This window comes from Streptomyces sp. CO7, from assembly GCF_053474865.1.
Window position 1 is genome coordinate 295,600 of the sequence record NZ_JBRIOU010000004.1, and the last position, 15,741, is coordinate 311,340.

The 15,741-nt window shown below is 72.2% G+C and carries 12 protein-coding genes; 5 read left to right on the plus strand and 7 right to left on the minus strand.

Going from position 1 to position 15,741, the window contains the following annotated elements:
• On the minus strand, window positions 1–2,272 hold a 2,272-nt coding region (locus tag ACOV8S_RS14035; RefSeq protein ID WP_448318152.1), incomplete at its 3' end, for a HelD family protein.
• 170 nt (window positions 2,273–2,442) lie between these two features.
• Window positions 2,443–3,864: a cation:dicarboxylate symporter family transporter gene (locus tag ACOV8S_RS14040; RefSeq protein WP_448318153.1), complete on the minus strand. Its 1,422-nt coding sequence runs from the start codon at window positions 3,862–3,864 to the stop codon at window positions 2,443–2,445.
• 172 nt (window positions 3,865–4,036) lie between these two features.
• Here ACOV8S_RS14040 and ACOV8S_RS14045 point away from each other — a divergent pair, with 172 nt between their 5' ends.
• Window positions 4,037–4,678, plus strand: coding sequence for a helix-turn-helix domain-containing protein (locus tag ACOV8S_RS14045; RefSeq protein WP_448318154.1), 642 nt, complete (start codon window positions 4,037–4,039; stop codon window positions 4,676–4,678).
• Window positions 4,679–4,706: 28 nt separating this feature from the next.
• On the opposite strand, the gene ACOV8S_RS14050 is transcribed toward ACOV8S_RS14045, so the two are convergent.
• A complete protein-coding gene (locus ACOV8S_RS14050; protein ID WP_448318155.1) occupies window positions 4,707–5,732 on the minus strand; it encodes an ATP-dependent 6-phosphofructokinase in 1,026 nt (341 codons plus the stop codon).
• A gap of 353 nt (window positions 5,733–6,085) precedes the next feature.
• On the opposite strand from ACOV8S_RS14050, the gene pta reads away from it, so the two are divergent.
• From pta to pyk, 3 genes are all read left to right on the plus strand, one after another.
• Window positions 6,086–8,245 carry a phosphate acetyltransferase gene (gene pta, locus ACOV8S_RS14055; protein ID WP_448318156.1) on the plus strand — a complete coding sequence of 720 codons (2,160 nt, stop codon included), beginning with the start codon at window positions 6,086–6,088 and terminating at the stop codon, window positions 8,243–8,245.
• A complete protein-coding gene (locus ACOV8S_RS14060; protein WP_448318157.1) occupies window positions 8,242–9,471 on the plus strand; it encodes an acetate kinase in 1,230 nt (409 codons plus the stop codon). The genes pta and ACOV8S_RS14060 overlap by 4 nt, the downstream gene beginning before the upstream one ends.
• A 71-nt stretch (window positions 9,472–9,542) precedes the next feature.
• Entirely contained in the window at window positions 9,543–10,973 is a 1,431-nt protein-coding gene (gene pyk / locus ACOV8S_RS14065; protein ID WP_448318158.1) for a pyruvate kinase, read from the plus strand.
• A gap of 117 nt (window positions 10,974–11,090) precedes the next feature.
• Here the strand turns inward: pyk and ACOV8S_RS14070 are convergent, their stop codons facing one another.
• The 4 genes from ACOV8S_RS14070 to ACOV8S_RS14085 form a co-directional block, all read right to left on the minus strand.
• Window positions 11,091–12,791: an acyl-CoA mutase large subunit family protein gene (locus ACOV8S_RS14070; protein ID WP_448318159.1), complete on the minus strand. Its 1,701-nt coding sequence runs from the start codon at window positions 12,789–12,791 to the stop codon at window positions 11,091–11,093.
• A gap of 168 nt (window positions 12,792–12,959) precedes the next feature.
• Entirely contained in the window at window positions 12,960–13,301 is a 342-nt protein-coding gene (locus tag ACOV8S_RS14075) for a DUF3817 domain-containing protein (RefSeq protein WP_448318160.1), read from the minus strand.
• 66 nt (window positions 13,302–13,367) lie between these two features.
• On the minus strand, window positions 13,368–13,877 hold the full coding sequence (locus ACOV8S_RS14080; protein ID WP_448318161.1) for a MarR family winged helix-turn-helix transcriptional regulator: 510 nt from the start codon (window positions 13,875–13,877) through the stop codon (window positions 13,368–13,370).
• Window positions 13,878–13,899: 22 nt separating this feature from the next.
• Window positions 13,900–14,526 carry a TetR/AcrR family transcriptional regulator gene (locus tag ACOV8S_RS14085; RefSeq protein ID WP_448318162.1) on the minus strand — a complete coding sequence of 209 codons (627 nt, stop codon included), beginning with the start codon at window positions 14,524–14,526 and terminating at the stop codon, window positions 13,900–13,902.
• A 235-nt stretch (window positions 14,527–14,761) separates the two neighbouring features.
• Between ACOV8S_RS14085 and ACOV8S_RS14090 the strand changes: the two genes are divergently transcribed.
• Window positions 14,762–15,739 carry a tetratricopeptide repeat protein gene (locus ACOV8S_RS14090; protein ID WP_448318163.1) on the plus strand — a complete coding sequence of 326 codons (978 nt, stop codon included), beginning with the start codon at window positions 14,762–14,764 and terminating at the stop codon, window positions 15,737–15,739.
• Window positions 15,740–15,741 lie beyond the last annotated feature (2 nt).

Here is a 15,741-nt window from a genome sequence, read left to right on the forward strand (position 1 = left end):
CCGCCAACGCCTCCGGCAGCGCCCCCGCGTGCACCACCGCGAGCCGCTGCGTCGCCCGGGTCAGCGCCACGTACAGGTCGCTCGAACCGAAGGAGGCCGGTTCGACCACCACCACGGAGTCGAACTCCAGCCCCTTCGCCCCCCGCGGATCCACCAGCACGACCCGCCGGGTCAGGTCCGGCACCCCGGTGACCGGAACCCCCAGCGCCTCCCCCAGCTCCCCGTGCAGCTCCCGCGGCGCGATCACCGCGAGCCGCCCCTCCTCGGGGACGAGGTCGCCCACCACCGAGGCGACGGCCCCCGGCAGCTCGCCGGAGCCGCCCGCCGCGACGGCGAACGGCCGGACCCCCGTCTCCCGCACCGACCGCGGCGGTTCGAACGCGGGGTCGCCCGCCCGCACGACCGCCGCCGCGACCTCCATGATCTCCGCCGGCGTCCGGTAGTTGACGGACAGCCGCCTGTGCTCCCACCGGTCCTCGACATAGGGGGCGAGGATCCGCTCCCAGGACCCCACCCCCGCCGCCTCCGCGGTCTGCGCGGGGTCGCCCACCAGCGTCATCGCCCGCGTCGGGGACCTCCGCATCAGCAGCCGCCACGCCATCGGCGACAGCTCCTGCGCCTCGTCGACGATGATGTGGCCGAACGCCCAGGTCCGGTCCGCCGCCGCCCGCTCCGCCGCGCTGCGGTGGTCGGCCTCCTCGTGCCGCTCGGCGAACCGCTCCGCGTCGATGACGTCCTGCGCGCCGAGCACCTCCGCGTCCTCGTCGTCCTTGTCCTCGAACTCGTAGGTCCGTGAGGCGTAGGCGACGTCGAGCACGCCCTGCGCGTAGGCGATCCGGGCCTGCTGCTCGCGCGCCGCCCGGTCCCGCGCCGCCCGGTCGTCCTCGCCGAGCAGTTCGGCCGCCTCGTCGAGGAGCGGCACGTCGGCGACCGTCCACGCGGTGGTCACCGGCCGCCGCACCGCCTCGGCGTCCTCGGGCGACAGGTAGCCGTCCGGCTCCGCCAGCAGCCGGGCCACCACCTGCCGCGGCGTGAGCACCGGCCACAGCTCGTCGATCGCGTCCCACACGGCCGGGTTGTCGGCCAGCTCGTCGCGGATCGCGGAGACGTCGCTGTCGTCCAGCAGGTTGGACCCGTCGTACGGGTCGGTGCCGATCTGCTCGGCGACCAGCTCGGTGAGCGTGTTCAGCAGGTAGCCCTCGAAGTACTCCCGGGCCAGGTTGTGCGGCAGCCCGGTGGACCGGGCGCGGTCGCGGGCGACCCGCACCAGGCCCTCGTCGAGCATCACCACCTGCCGGTCGTGCTCGACGGCGAGCACCGGGTCGGGCAGCCGCTCGTGGTCGCGCACCAGACGCCGAAGCACCTCGGCCATCTCCGCGCGCCCCTTCACCGCCGCCGCGGCCGGGGTGTCGGCGGCCGTCGCCGTGACGCCGGGGAACAGCTCGCCCACGGTGGCCAGCAGCACGCCGGTCTCGCCGAGCGAGGGCAGCACTTCGCCGATGTAGCCGAGGAAGGCCGGGTTCGGGCCGACGATCAGCACGGCGCGCCGCGCCAGCAGTTCGCGGTGTTCGTAGAGCAGGAAGGCGGCGCGGTGGAGGGCGACCGCGGTCTTGCCGGTGCCCGGCCCGCCCTCGACCACCATCACCCCTTGGTGCGGGGCGCGGATGATGCGGTCCTGGTCGGCCTGGATGGTCCGCACGATGTCGCCCATCCGGCCGGTGCGGGCCTGGTCGAGCGCGGCCAGCAGCACGGCGTCGCCGGTGGGGTCCTCGTGGCCGGTGCGGGTGGTGTCGCCGAGGTCGAGGATCTCGTCGTGCAGCGCGGTGACCGTGCGGCCCTCGCTGGAGATGTGCCGGCGGCGGCGCAGCCCCATCGGGGTGTGGCCGGTGGCCAGGTAGAACGGCCGCGCCACCTCGGCGCGCCAGTCGATCAGCAGCGGGGTGCGTTCCTCGTCGCCGGCCCGGATGCCGATCCGGCCGATGTGGTGGGTGGCGCCGCCGGTGAGGTCGATCCGGCCGAAGCACAGCGCGCTGTCGACCGCGTCCAGGGCGGCGAGCAGCCCGGACCGCTCGGCGACCAGGATGTCGCGCTCCAGCCGCCCCTGCCGCGTGGTGCCCTCCTGGGAGAGCGCCTCCTTGACGGCACGGTCAGCGTCCGCGCGCAGGGCCTCGACGTGCGCATGGAGTCCGTCGACGAATTCCTGCTCGCGCCGCAATTCGAGGTCGTGGAATTCGTCGTCCCTGCCGTCGTGTGAATGTGCCGTGTTTGACAATGCCACTCCCGCCCGGATATACTCTGCTCAGTGCACTTTTTCGTGACTTTGTGAAATAAGTCGCGAATGAACAAAGATAGACGACGAAAACCCCCGGAGACAATTCCCCGGGGGTTTTTCCGTGTGCCCCGACCTCACGCGGCGTCGGGCCGCGACGTCGGGCGCCGGTGTCAGGACCTGGCGAGCGCCTTGCCGTCGCCCGCGGAAGACGCGGGCGGTTCGGCCGTCCCGGCGGAGGCCTCGTGGCCGCCGTCGTGTCCTTCGTGCCCGTCGAGCAGCGTGCGCTCGTCGAAGGGCAGCTCGCCGGCCAGGACCCGCTGGACCCGGTCCTTGTCGACCTCCTTGGTCCAGGTGCCGATCAGCAGCGTGGCGACCGCGTTGCCCGCGAAGTTGGTCAGGGCGCGCGCCTCGCTCATGAACCGGTCGATGCCGACGATCATGCCGACGCCGTCGACCAGGTCGGGCTTGTGGGACTGGAGCGCGCCGGCCAGCGTGGCCAGGCCCGCGCCGGTGACGCCCGCGGCGCCCTTGGAGGCCACCATCATGAAGAGCAGCAGGGTGATCTGCTGGCCGACCGTCATCGGGTCACCCATGGCCTCGGCGATGAACAGCGAGGCCATGGTCAGGTAGATCATCGTGCCGTCGAGGTTGAAGGAGTAGCCGGTCGGCACGGTGATGCCGACGACCGGGCGGCTGACGCCCAGGTGCTCCATCTTGGCGATCAGCCGCGGCAGCGCCGACTCCGAGGACGAGGTCGAGAAGATCAGCAGGAACTCGCGGCCCAGGTACTTCAGCAGGCTGAACAGGTTCACCTTGGCGACGATCCGGACCAGCGCGCCGAGCACGACCAGCACGAACAGGGCGCAGGCGAGGTAGAAGCCGATCATGATGGCCGCCAGCGCCTTCAGGGCGTCGACGCCGGTCTCTCCGACCACCGCCGCGATGGCGCCGAAGGCGCCCACCGGGGCCGCCCACATGATCATGGCGAGGATGCGGAAGACCAGCCGCTGGATGTGCTCGACGCCGCGCAGGATCGGCTCGCCGGAGCGGCCCATGGTCTGCAGTGCGAAGCCGGCCAGGAGGGCGACCAGCAGGGTCTGCAGGACGACGCCCTCGGTGAAGGCGGAGACCAGGGTGGTCGGGATGATGCCCAGCAGGAAGTCGGTCATCGTGGTCTCGCTGCCGGCCGCCGCCTGCTCCTGGCCGACGCCCTTGGCCGCCTCGGTGAGTTCCACGCCGCCGCCCGGATGGACGACGTTGCCGACGACCAGGCCGATGGCCAGCGCGACGAAGGACATCGTCACGAAGTAGCCGATGGCGAGGCCGCCCACCTTGCCGACCTTGGCCGCCTTCCGCACCGAACCGATGCCGAGGACGATGGTGCAGAAGATGATCGGCGAGATCATCATTTTGATCAGTCCGACGAAGGCGGTGCCTATCGGCTTGAGTTCCTTGGCGACGCCGGGAGCCGTGAGGCCCAGGACGATGCCGAGGACCACCGCCACCACGACCGCCAGATAGAGGAAATGCGTGCGGTCCCGCCGGGGTTTCACGTCGGGTCCCGCCTGACCCGGGATGGTCGCGCCGGTCATGGACGGCCTCCTTGACAGCTCTGTCGGGGAAAAGTGTCCGACGATGCTTGCACATGGCATTCAGCTGCCGGTCGACTTTCCGAAGGCACAGGAGTCGTCAGATTTTCACGTAAAGTAATCAGATGTGAGCAAGCGGTGGTGAGCTGAATGACGCCGCCCTACCGTCTGCATCGTGCACAGATCCTCCTCCCCCGCCTTCGACGCCGCCGCCGCGCACCGCATCCGCACCGCCCTCGGGCTCGGGCCCGAGGAGATCGCCCACGGGATGCGCACCGCCTTCGGCCTGGGCCATGTGACGCCGGAACTGGTCACCGCCTGGGAGAAGGGTCAACTGCAGCCCAGCAGGGACGAGTTGGCCGGACTGGCCGGGATGCTCTGGTGCTCCCCCGCCGATCTCGCGGGCCGGCCGCGCACCCTGCGCGAGCACCGCCTGGCCCGCGGGCTGACCCCGGAGGAGGTGGCCGCGGCGATCGGTATGGACGTGCTCGCCTACCTCCGCATGGAGCAGGAGAACGTCTGGCGCGGCGCCGACCGGCCGACCCAGGAGCTGCGCCGGCTGTTCCGGCTGGACCAGTCCGACCTGGTCGCGGTCAGCGGACGCAACGCGAAACTCTCACTGCTGCTGCGCGAGACCTTCACCTCGCGGGGCGCCGGACCGGCGCGCGCGGTGGCCCGCACCGCCTCCCTGGACCGCCGGGTGGTCGACATCGCCCTGCGCCGGCTGCGCGCGGAGCACACCGCGGCCCCCGACCCGGAGGTGTTCGCCTCCCACGCGGTGGAGCACTTCTGGGAGGCGGTCCGGGCGAACGCCTGACGCTTCCCCGGACCGGCCGGCCGAGAGGTCAGAAGACCGACTCGGCCTCCTCCATGCGGCTCCTGGGCACGTGCTTCAGCTCGGCCGTCGCCTCGGCCAGCGGCACCATCACGATCTCGGTGCCGCGCAGCGCGGTCATCATGCCGGAGACCCCGCGGTGCGCCGCCTCCACCGCGTGCCAGCCGAAACGGGTCGCCAGGACCCGGTCGTAGGCCGTGGGGGTGCCGCCGCGCTGGACGTGGCCGAGGATGACCGGGCGGGCCTCCTTGCCCAGGCGCCGCTCGAGCTCGCGGGCGAGGGCGGTGCCGATGCCCTGGAAGCGCTCGTGGCCGTACTGGTCGATCTCGCCCTTGCGGTAGTCCATGGTGCCGTCGGCCGGGTGCGCGCCCTCGGCCACGCAGATCACCGCGAACTTCTTGCCGCGGGCGAACCGCGCCTGCACCAGCTCGACCAGGTCGGCCGGGTCGAACGGCCGCTCCGGCAAGCAGATGCCGTGCGCGCCGGCGGCCATGCCGGACTCCAGGGCGATCCAGCCCGCGTGACGGCCCATCACCTCGACGACCATCACCCGCTGGTGGGACTCAGCGGTGGTCTTCAGCCGGTCCATCGCCTCCGTCGCGACCGTCACGGCCGTGTCGAAGCCGAAGGTGCGGTCGGTGGAGGAGATGTCGTTGTCGATGGTCTTCGGCACGCCGACGATCGGCATGCCGGCCTCGGCGAGCATGCTGGCGGCCGTCAGGGTGCCCTCGCCGCCGATCGGGATCAGCACGTCGATTCCGAAGCGGTTCGCGGTCTCACGGACCTCGCGGCAGGCCTCCTGCAGCCGGGCCCGGGGCAGCCGGGAGGAGCCCAGTATCGTGCCGCCGCGGGCCAGGATGCCGCTGACCGCGTCCAGGTCGAGGGTGCGGAACCGCCCGTCGAGGAGGCCCTCGTAGCCGTCCTCGAAGCCGATGACCTCGTCGTCGTACTGGGAGATGGCGCGGTGCACCACGGAACGGATCACCGCGTTGAGGCCGGGGCAGTCGCCGCCGGCGGTAAGAACTCCGATGCGCATGCCGCTCCCGCGTCTCGCCTCTTCCGTCGGGCCCCGATTGTTCCACGCCGCACCGGACCCCGCGCGCCGGCCCGGGCCGGACGCCCTGCGCGGAGGGCGCCGCCGGACCCGCGCCCTGCCCGGCCCCGCGCGGCGGACACGGGGGGACAGGGGCCGGACACGGGGCGGAGGTGGCGCGGACATGGGGCGGCCACACCCGCCCGGCGTAGCCGCGCGGCCCCCCGGTACCCGGCCGGGGGCGATGTTTGACAGGCTGGCCCAGAGGCACCGGAACGGGAACATCACCACGGCGACGGCGAGGCGCCGGCGCACCGAAGGCACAGGACCGAAGGCACAGGAACGGAGACCCCCGCGTGACGCGCAGCGTGTACGTGACCGGCATCGACCGCGGCGACGGCCGCCAGGTCGTGGACCTGGGGGTGATGGAACTCCTCACCCGCCAGGTCGACCGCGTCGGCGTCTTCCGCCCACTCGTGCACGACGGCCCCGACCGCCTCTTCGAGCTCCTGCGGGCCCGCTACCGGCTCGGCCAGGACCCGGCCACCGCCTACGGCATGTCCTACGAGGAGGCCACCGCCCTGCAGGCCGAGCGCGGTCTGGACGAGCTCGTCACCGCCCTGGTCGAACGGTTCCACGCCGTCGCCGACGCCTACGAGGTGGTCCTGGTCCTCGGCACCGACTTCGCCGGCGCCAACCTGCCTGACGAGCTCGGGCTCAACGCCCGGCTGGCCAACGAGTTCGGGGCGTCGGTGATCGGCGTGGTCGGCGGCCGCGGCCAGAGCGCCGAGGCGGTGGCCGACGAGGCCCGCAACGCCTGCCGCGCCTACCAGAACCTCGGCTGCGACGTCCTCGCGATGATCGCCAACCGGGTCGCCCCCGAGGACCGCGACGCCGTGGCCGAGCTGCTGGACCGGCGGCTCGACAAGCGGCACGGTCTGCCGGGCTACGTGCTGCCCGACGAACCCGCCCTCTCCGCGCCCACCATGGGTCAGATCGCGCACGCCCTGGGCGCCGAGGTGCTGCTCGGGGACGCGGCGGGCCTGGCCCGGGACGCGCTCGGCTTCGTCTTCGGCGGCGCCACCCTGCCCAACCTGCTCAAGGCGCTGACCCCCGGCTGCCTGATCATCGCCCCCGGCGACCGGACCGACCTGGTGATGGGCGCGCTCGCCGCGCACAGCGCCGGCTCGCCGCCCATCGCCGGCGTGGTGCTCACCCTGGGCATCCTGCCCGACCCCGACCTGATGGCACTGGCCGCGCGGCTGGCCCCCGGCACCCCGGTGCTGTCCGTGCGGGAGAACAGCTTCCCCACCGCGGAGCGGCTGTTCACCATGGAGGGCAAGCTCAACGCGGCCACCCCGCGCAAGGCGGAGACGGCGCTGGGCCTCTTCGAACGGCACGTCGACGTGGCCCGTCTGCGCACCCTGGTCTCCGCGCCCAGCAGCGGCCGCGTCACCCCGATGATGTTCGAGCACGGCCTGATCGAGCGGGCCCGCGCCGACAAGCGCCGGGTGGTGCTCCCGGAGGGCACCGAGGAGCGGGTGCTGCGCGCCGCCGAGGTGCTGCTGCGCCGCGGGGTGTGCGAGCTGACGCTGCTCGGGCCGGCCGAGCAGATCCGCAAGAAGGCCGCAGACCTTGGTCTGGACATCGCCGACGCCGAGCTGATCGACCCGCAGACCTCCGAGCTGCGCGAGTCCTTCGCCCACCGCTACGCCGCGCTGCGCGCCCACAAGGGCGTCGGCTTCGACCTGGCCCACGACGTGGTCTCGGACGTCAACTACTTCGGCACCCTGATGGTGCTGGACGGCTTCGCCGACGGCATGGTTTCCGGCTCGGTGCACTCCACCGCCGCGACCATCCGTCCCGCCTTCGAGGTGATCCGGACCCGCCCGGACGCGGAGCTGGTCTCCTCGGTCTTCTTCATGTGCCTGGCCGACCGGGTGCTGGTCTACGGCGACTGCGCGGTCAACCCGGACCCGGACGCCGCCCAGCTCGCCGACATCGCCCTGCAGTCGGCGGAGACCGCCGCCCAGTTCGGGGTGGAGCCGCGGATCGCGATGCTGTCCTACTCGACCGGGGCCTCCGGCTCCGGCGCCGACGTGGAGAAGGTCCGGCAGGCCACCGAGCTGGTGCGGGAGCGGCGCCCCGACCTTCCGGTGGAGGGGCCGATCCAGTACGACGCCGCCGTGGAGCCGACCGTGGCCGCGACCAAACTGCCCGGGTCCCGGGTGGCGGGGCAGGCCACCGTGCTGATCTTCCCGGACCTCAACACCGGCAACAACACCTACAAGGCGGTCCAGCGTTCGGCCGGCGCCATCGCCGTCGGACCGGTGCTGCAGGGCCTGCGCAAGCCGGTCAACGACCTGTCCCGCGGCGCCCTGGTGCAGGACATCGTCAACACCGTGGCCATCACCGCCGTCCAGGCCCAGCAGCCGGCGCCCGGTGCCCCGGCGACCGCCCCGGAACAGACCGCCCCCGCAGAGTCCGACCGCGCGCAGAAGGGGAGCCGGTCATGACCGCCACCCGTGTCCTCGTCCTCAACACCGGCTCGTCCTCGGTGAAGTACCAGCTCCTCGACATGGCCGACCGCTCCCGGCTGGCGGTGGGCCTGGTGGAGCGGATCGGGGAGGAGTCCGGCCGGATCAAGCACACGCTGGTCAACGGCCCACAGGGCAAGGAGCGCACCCGGGAGACCACCGGTCCGGTCCCCGACCACCGGGCCGCGCTGGAGGCCGTCGCCGACGAGCTGGCCCGCGATGGGCTGGGCCTGGACTCCCCGGAGCTGGCGGCGGTCGGCCACCGGGTGGTGCACGGCGGCAAGCGGTTCACCGAGCCCACCCTGATCGACAGCACCGTGGTCAACGAGATCGAGCGGCTCTCCCCCGTCGCCCCGCTGCACAACCCGGCCAACCTCACCGGCATCCGCACCGCCCAGAAGCTGCGCCCGGACCTGCCGCACGTGGCCGTCTTCGACACCGCGTTCCACTCGACGATCCCGGAGGCGGCGGCCCGCTACGCGATCGACGTGGAGACCGCGGACCGGCACCGGGTGCGCCGGTACGGCTTCCACGGGACCTCGCACTCCTACGTCTCGCGGGCCGCGGCGAAGCTGCTGGGCAAGGACCCCGCCGAGGTGAACGTCATCGTGCTGCACCTGGGCAACGGCGCCTCGGCCTCCGCGGTGCGCGGCGGGAGGTGCGTGGAGACCTCCATGGGGCTGACCCCGCTGGAGGGCCTGGTGATGGGCACCCGGTCCGGGGACCTGGATCCGGCGGTGGTCTTCCACCTGATGCGGGTGGGCGGCATGACGGCCGACGAGATCGACGTCCTGCTCAACAAGCGGTCCGGCCTCGTGGGGCTGTGCGGCGACAACGACATGCGGGAGATCCGCCGCCGGGTCGACGAGGGCGACGAGGCGGCGAAGCTGGCGTTCGACGTCTACGTGCACCGGCTGCGCAAGTACATCGGCGCGTACTACGCGGTCCTCGGCCGGGTGGACGTGGTCGCCTTCACCGCGGGGGTGGGCGAGAACTCCGCCCCGGTGCGGGCCGCGGCCGTGGAAGGGCTGGAGGGTCTCGGCCTCGCCGTGGACGAGCGGCTCAACTCCGCGCGCGCCGACGGACCCCGGATCGTCTCGCCCCCGCACCTGCCCGTGGCGGTCGCGGTGGTGCCCACCGACGAGGAACTGGAGATCGCCGCGGAAACGTACGAGCTGGTCACGGGCGCCCGGCGGAGACGGTGAGGGCGGGGGCCGCCGGCAAGCTACCGCCGGGTATTTATTCCGCTGCGAAACAAACGGATAGGATCGCTTCCATGCGCCGTTCGAAGATCGTCTGTACTCTCGGCCCCGCGGTCGACTCCCATGAGCAACTGGTCGCGCTGATCGAGGCGGGGATGAATGTCGCCCGCTTCAACTTCAGCCATGGCTCCCACGAGGAACACCAGGGCCGGTACGACCGGGTCCGTGCCGCCTCGCAGGAGACCGGCCGCCCGGTGGGCGTGCTCGCCGACCTCCAGGGCCCGAAGATCCGCCTGGAGACCTTCGCCGAGGGTCCCGTGGAGCTGGTGCGGGGCGACGAGTTCACCATCACCACCGAAGACGTGCCCGGCGACAAGTCGATCTGCGGCACCACCTACAAGGGCCTGCCCGGCGACGTGAGCCGCGGCGACCAGATCCTGATCAACGACGGCAACGTCGAGCTCAAGGTGCTGGACGTCGAGGGCCCGCGGGTGCGGACCATCGTCATCGAGGGCGGGGTGATCTCCGACCACAAGGGCATCAACCTGCCCGGCGCCGCGGTGAACGTCCCCGCGCTGTCCGAGAAGGACATCGACGACCTGCGCTTCGCGCTGCGGATGGGCGCCGACCTGGTCGCCCTCTCCTTCGTCCGGGACGCCGACGACGTGCGCGACGTCCACAAGGTGATGGACGAGGTGGGCCGCCGGGTCCCCGTCATCGCCAAGGTGGAGAAGCCGCAGGCGGTGGAGAACATGGAGGCCGTGGTGGCGGCCTTCGACGGCGTCATGGTGGCCCGTGGCGACCTGGCCGTGGAGTACCCGCTGGAGAAGGTCCCGATGGTGCAGAAGCGCCTGGTGGAGCTGTGCCGGCGCAACGCCAAGCCGGTGATCGTGGCGACCCAGATGATGGAGTCGATGATCACCAACTCCCGTCCGACCCGCGCCGAGGCCTCCGACGTGGCCAACGCGATCCTGGACGGCGCGGACGCGGTGATGCTCTCCGCCGAGTCCAGCGTGGGCGCGTACCCGATCGAGACGGTCCGCACCATGTCGCGGATCGTCCAGGCCGCGGAGGAGGAGCTCCTCTCCAAGGGCCTGCAGCCGCTGGTGCCGGGCAAGAAGCCGCGCACGCAGGGCGGTTCGGTGGCCCGCGCGGCCGCCGAGATCGCCGACTTCCTCGGCGGCAAGGGCCTGGTCGCCTTCACCAAGTCCGGTGACACCGCCCGACGCCTGTCCCGCTACCGGGCCTCGCAGCCGATCCTCGCCTTCACCACCGACGAGTCCGCCCGCAACCAGCTCTGCCTGAGCTGGGGCGTGGAGCCGCACGTGGTGCCGTTCGTCAACAGCACCGACGAGATGGTCGAGCTGGTCGACCAGGAGCTGACGCGGCTGGGCCGCTTCGAGCCCGGCTCCGTCGTGGTCATCACCGCCGGTTCGCCCCCCGGCGTCCCCGGCACCACCAACATGGTCCGCATCCTGCACCTGGGCGCCGACGGCGTGAGCTGACGCCGACGGAGAAACCCAGGGGGGAGGCGGCTTACGCAGCCGCCTCCCCTTTGGCGTGGTCGTGGTCGAAATTCGCGCTGGAGCGTGGAAAAACAGGCGCACGCCGTGTGGGCAGAATCAGAAGCCCGGGGGCTCGGTGTAGATGCCCCACTCCTCGCGGAGCACGTCGCAGATCTCGCCCAGGGTGGCCTCGGCGCGGACCGCCTCGACCATCGGTCCGATCATGTTGGCCCCGGAGCGCGCCGCGGCCAGCATCGCGTCCAGCGAGGCCCGCACCGCGGCCTCGTCGCGGGCGGCGCGGCGCTCGCCCAGCGCCCGCACCTGCTCGCGCTCCACCTCGTGGCTGACCCGCAGGATCTCCAGGTCGCCGGTGACCGAGCCGGTGTGGGCGTTGACGCCGACGACCCGCTTGTCGCCCTTCTCCAGGGACCGCTGGTACTGGAAGGCGGCCTCGGCGATCTCCCCGGTGAACCAGCCGTCCTCGATGCCGCGCAGGATGCCGGAGGTGATCGGCCCGATCGGGTGCCTGCCGTCGGGGTGGGCCCGCAGGCCGCGTTCCCTTATCTGCTCGAAGATCTTCTCCGCGTCCGCCTCGATGCGGTCGGTGAGCTGCTCGACGTACCAGGAACCGCCCAGCGGGTCGGCCACGTTGGCGACGCCGGTCTCCTCCATGAGCACCTGCTGGGTGCGCAGCGCGATCTCCGCCGCCTGCTCGCTGGGGAGCGCGAGGGTCTCGTCGAGGGCGTTGGTGTGCAGCGAGTTGGTGCCGCCGAGCACCGCGGCCAGCGCCTCCACGGCCGTGCGGACCACGTTGTTGTACGGCTGCTGGGCGGTGAGCGAGACGCCGGCGGTCTGGGTGTGGAACCGCAGCCACTGGGCCTTCTCGGTCTTCGCCCCGTACACGTCGCGCATCCAGCGGGCCCAGATGCGGCGGGCGGCGCGGAACTTCGCGATCTCCTCGAAGAAGTCCACGTGGGCGTCGAAGAAGAAGCTGAGGCCGGGCGCGAAGACGTCCACGTCCAGGCCCCGGCTGAGGCCGAGCTCGACGTAGCCGAAGCCGTCGGCCAGCGTGTAGGCAAGCTCCTGCGCGGCCGTGGAGCCGGCCTCGCGGATGTGGTAGCCGGAGACCGAGAGCGGCTTGTAGGCCGGGATGCGCTCGGCGCAGTACTCCATCAGGTCGCCGATCAGGCGCAGGTGGGGCTCCGGCTCGAAGAGCCACTCCTTCTGCGCGATGTACTCCTTGAAGATGTCCGTCTGCAGCGTGCCGTTGAGCACGGACGGGGAGACGCCCTGGCGCTCGGCGGCCACCAGGTACATGCAGAAGACCGGGACGGCCGGGCCGCTGATGGTCATCGAGGTGGTGACGTCGCCCAGCGGGATGTCCTGGAAGAGGACCTCCATGTCGGCGGCGGAGTCGATGGCGACGCCGCAGTGGCCGACCTCGCCCAGCGAGCGCGGGTCGTCGGAGTCGCGGCCCATCAGCGTCGGCATGTCGAACGCCACGGACAGTCCCCCGCCGCCGTTGGCGAGGATCATCTTGTAGCGCTCGTTGGTCTGCTCGGCGTTGCCGAAGCCGGCGAACTGGCGGATGGTCCAGGTGCGGCCCCGGTAGCCGGTCGGGTACAGGCCTCGGGTGAAGGGGTACTCACCGGGCCAGCCGATCCGCTCGAACCCCTGGTAGACGTCACCGGGGCGCGGGCCGTAGACCGGCTCGACGGGGTCTCCGGAGAGCGTGGTGAAGTCGGCGTCCCGCTTGCGCGCGGAGTCGTACCGGGCCTGCCAGCGACGGCGGCCCTCCTCGATGGCTTCAGCGTCCATACCTACAAGTTACTTGGACGTCCTAGTAAATGTCGACGCCGGACGGTCGCGCCGTGCCGGGGCGCCACCGGATTCCCCCTGTCGGGCCTGGTGGGACGGGGTGACGCCCTTCCGCAGGCCCGCGAAAGGAGAGGGCCGCGCCGGGACGGGCGCGGCCTCGGGGAGGGGTCAGACCTTGGCGGCGGCGGGCGCGGCGCCGTCGGACACCTGGGGATCCAGCTCGCGGGTGACCTTGCGCTCGACGACGAACGCCGCGACGGGGATGGTGCCGGCGAGCAGTACCCGCACCTGCTTGCCGACCTTCCAGCGGGCCTTGGAGCCCAGGTCGAAGGCGAAGATCAGGTAGAGCACGTAGAGCCAGCCGTGCGCGATGCCCACGATCTGGGTGAAGTCGGCGGCGCCGTCGAGGTCCAGCACGTACTTGCCGACCATGCCGAGGCACAGAAGGATGAGCAGCACACCGGTGACGTAGGACATCACGCGGTAACGGGTCAGCACGGCTTTCTTCATGCCTACGAGGGTAACCGCGGATTTTGCGCGATCTTGACGCACCCCCGCCCCCGCGGAGCGGTCCGCTCAGGCCTCCTCGAAGTCCCCGGCCGCCACCCGCAGGGGGCGCAGCAGGGCGAAGATCTCCCCGCACTCCTCGGCGTCGTAGGCGCCCAGGCCGAAGTCCATGGCCATCAGGTCGCGGGTGGCCGCGTCCACCACCTCGCGGCCCTTGTCGGTGATGCCCGCCAGCGTGCCGCGCCCGTCGTCCGGGTTGGGCCGCTTGGCGACGAGCCCGGAGCGGACCAGGCGGTCCACCGTGTTGGTCACCGAGGTCGGGTGGACCATCAGGCGCTCACCGATCTTGGACATCGGCAGCTCCCCGCTCTTGGAGAAGGTGAGCAGCACCAGCGCCTCGTAGCGGGCGAAGGTCAGACCGTAGGGCTTGACGACGGCGTCCACCTCGGCGAGCAGGATCTGGTGCGCGCGCATGATCGAGGTGATCGCGGACATGGACGGAACGCCGCCCCACCGCCGCTTCCACAGTTCGTCGGCGCGCGCGATGGGGTCGAAGGCAAGACTGAGCGGCTTCGGCACGACGCCGACGATACCCGCCGGTTCAGCGGCCTGCGGGGGTGGAGCCGAGGCCGGCGAGCAACAGGGCGGTGAAGTCCCGCGCCCAGACCTCGTCGACCGGACCGGCGCTCACCAGGCTGCGGTGCACGACGGCGCCGGCGACCACGTCGAAGATCAGGTCGAAGGAGCGGTCGGCCGCCTCGGGGTCGGGGTCCGGCGGGAGTTCGCCGCGACGCTGCGCCCGGGCCTTGCCCTCGCGGACCAGCCGCTTCTGGCGCTCGACGATCGAGGTGCGGATGCGCTCGCGCAGCGTGGCGTCGAGCGTCGACTCGGCCACCACGGCCATCAGCCCGCTGCGCGCCTCGGGGCGGGCCAGGATGGCCGCGAACCGGAGCACCACGCCCTCGATGTCGGCGGCCAGGCTGCCGCGGTCGGGGAGTTCGAGCTCGTCGAAGAGTTCGGCCACCGCGTCCACGACCAGTTCGTTCTTGCCGGGCCACCGGCGGTACAGGGTCGTCTTGGCGACCTTGGCCCGCAGCGCCACGTCGCCCAGGGTGAGCCGGGACCAGCCGAGTTCGACCAGCGCCTCGCGGGTGGCGGCGAGGATCGCGGCGTCGGCGGCGGCGCTGCGGGGGCGGCCGGTCCGGGGTGCGGGCGTACTGCGGGGCATGACACACGACGATACGGCCGTGAGGCAGATCACGCCGGGGGCGGTGGGCCGGAGGGCCGGAGGGTGGTTACGCTACGACTCGTAGCGAAAGCCGGGTCCCACCCGGCCGAGCGACAACCACGTTTTGGCGTCAGGTGGGGACCCGACGCCCTTCGAGGGGGCCGTTTCCGGTTCCTTTCTCCCGCGCTTCCCCGACGGTTTCCGCCGGGGTGCGCCGACAGGGGAGGATAGGCGCATGCAGCCACGGAACATGTCCATGAGCGGAGTGGTCGACCTCGCCGCCGTGAAGGCGGCCCAGGAGGCCAAGGCGAAGGCGGAGCAGGCGCGGGCGGAGGCCGCCCGCCGGGGCGGCGCCGGCGCCGTCTCCCCCGCCGACCTGGTGTACGACGTCGACGAGGCCGGCTTCGAGCGCGACGTCCTGCAGAAGTCCACCGAGGTGCCCGTCGTCCTCGACTTCTGGGCCGAGTGGTGCCAGCCCTGCAAGCAGCTCTCCCCGGTGCTGGAGCGTCTGGCCGTCGAGTACGACGGCCGTTTCGTCCTGGCCAAGGTGGACGTCGACGCCAACCAGATGCTGATGCAGCAGTTCGGCATCCAGGGGATCCCCGCGGTCTTCGCGGTGGTCGCCGGGCAGGCACTGCCGCTCTTCCAGGGGGCCGCGCCGGAGACGCAGATCCGCGAGACCCTCGACCAGCTGATCGCGGTCGGCGAGCAGCGCTTCGGCCTGACCGGCCTGACCGTCGACCCGGAGGCCGAGCCGGGCGGCAGCGCCGACGCCGTCGCGGCGGCTCCCGAGGGACCGCACGACGCCGTGCTCGAGGCGGCGGCCCTGGCGCTGGACGCCGGGGACCTGGGCGGCGCGATCCGCGCCTACCGCAACGTGCTCTCCGACGACCCGGGCAACGAGGAGGCCAAGCTGGGTCTCGCCCAGGCCGAACTCCTGGAGCGCGTGCAGGGCCTGGACCCGCAGACCGTGCGGCGGGACGCCGCCGAGAAGCCGGCGGACGCCGCGGCGCAGATCGCCGCCGCCGACCTGGACCTGGTGGGCGGTCACGTCGAGGACGCCTTCGGACGCCTCATCGACACCGTGCGGCGGACGGCCGGGGACGACCGGGAGGCCGTGCGGGTGCGGCTGCTGCAGATGTTCGAGGTCGTCGGCGGCGAGGACCCGCGGGTCGTCGCCGCGCGGCGCGCGCTGGCGCGCGCCCTCTTCTAGGA

Excerpts from the sequence above, each read along its gene's own strand:
- ACOV8S_RS14040 (WP_448318153.1), bottom strand. The coding sequence starts at position 3,864 with ATGACCGGCGCGACCATCCCGGGTCAGGCGGGACCCGACGTGAAACCC.
- ACOV8S_RS14050 (WP_448318155.1), bottom strand. The coding sequence starts at position 5,732 with ATGCGCATCGGAGTTCTTACCGCCGGCGGCGACTGCCCCGGCCTCAAC.
- ACOV8S_RS14060 (WP_448318157.1), top strand. The coding sequence starts at position 8,242 with ATGACCGCCACCCGTGTCCTCGTCCTCAACACCGGCTCGTCCTCGGTG.
- pyk (WP_448318158.1), top strand. The coding sequence starts at position 9,543 with ATGCGCCGTTCGAAGATCGTCTGTACTCTCGGCCCCGCGGTCGACTCC.
- ACOV8S_RS14070 (WP_448318159.1), bottom strand. The coding sequence starts at position 12,791 with ATGGACGCTGAAGCCATCGAGGAGGGCCGCCGTCGCTGGCAGGCCCGG.
- ACOV8S_RS14075 (WP_448318160.1), bottom strand. The coding sequence starts at position 13,301 with ATGAAGAAAGCCGTGCTGACCCGTTACCGCGTGATGTCCTACGTCACC.
- ACOV8S_RS14085 (WP_448318162.1), bottom strand. The coding sequence starts at position 14,526 with ATGCCCCGCAGTACGCCCGCACCCCGGACCGGCCGCCCCCGCAGCGCC.
- ACOV8S_RS14090 (WP_448318163.1), top strand. The coding sequence starts at position 14,762 with ATGCAGCCACGGAACATGTCCATGAGCGGAGTGGTCGACCTCGCCGCC.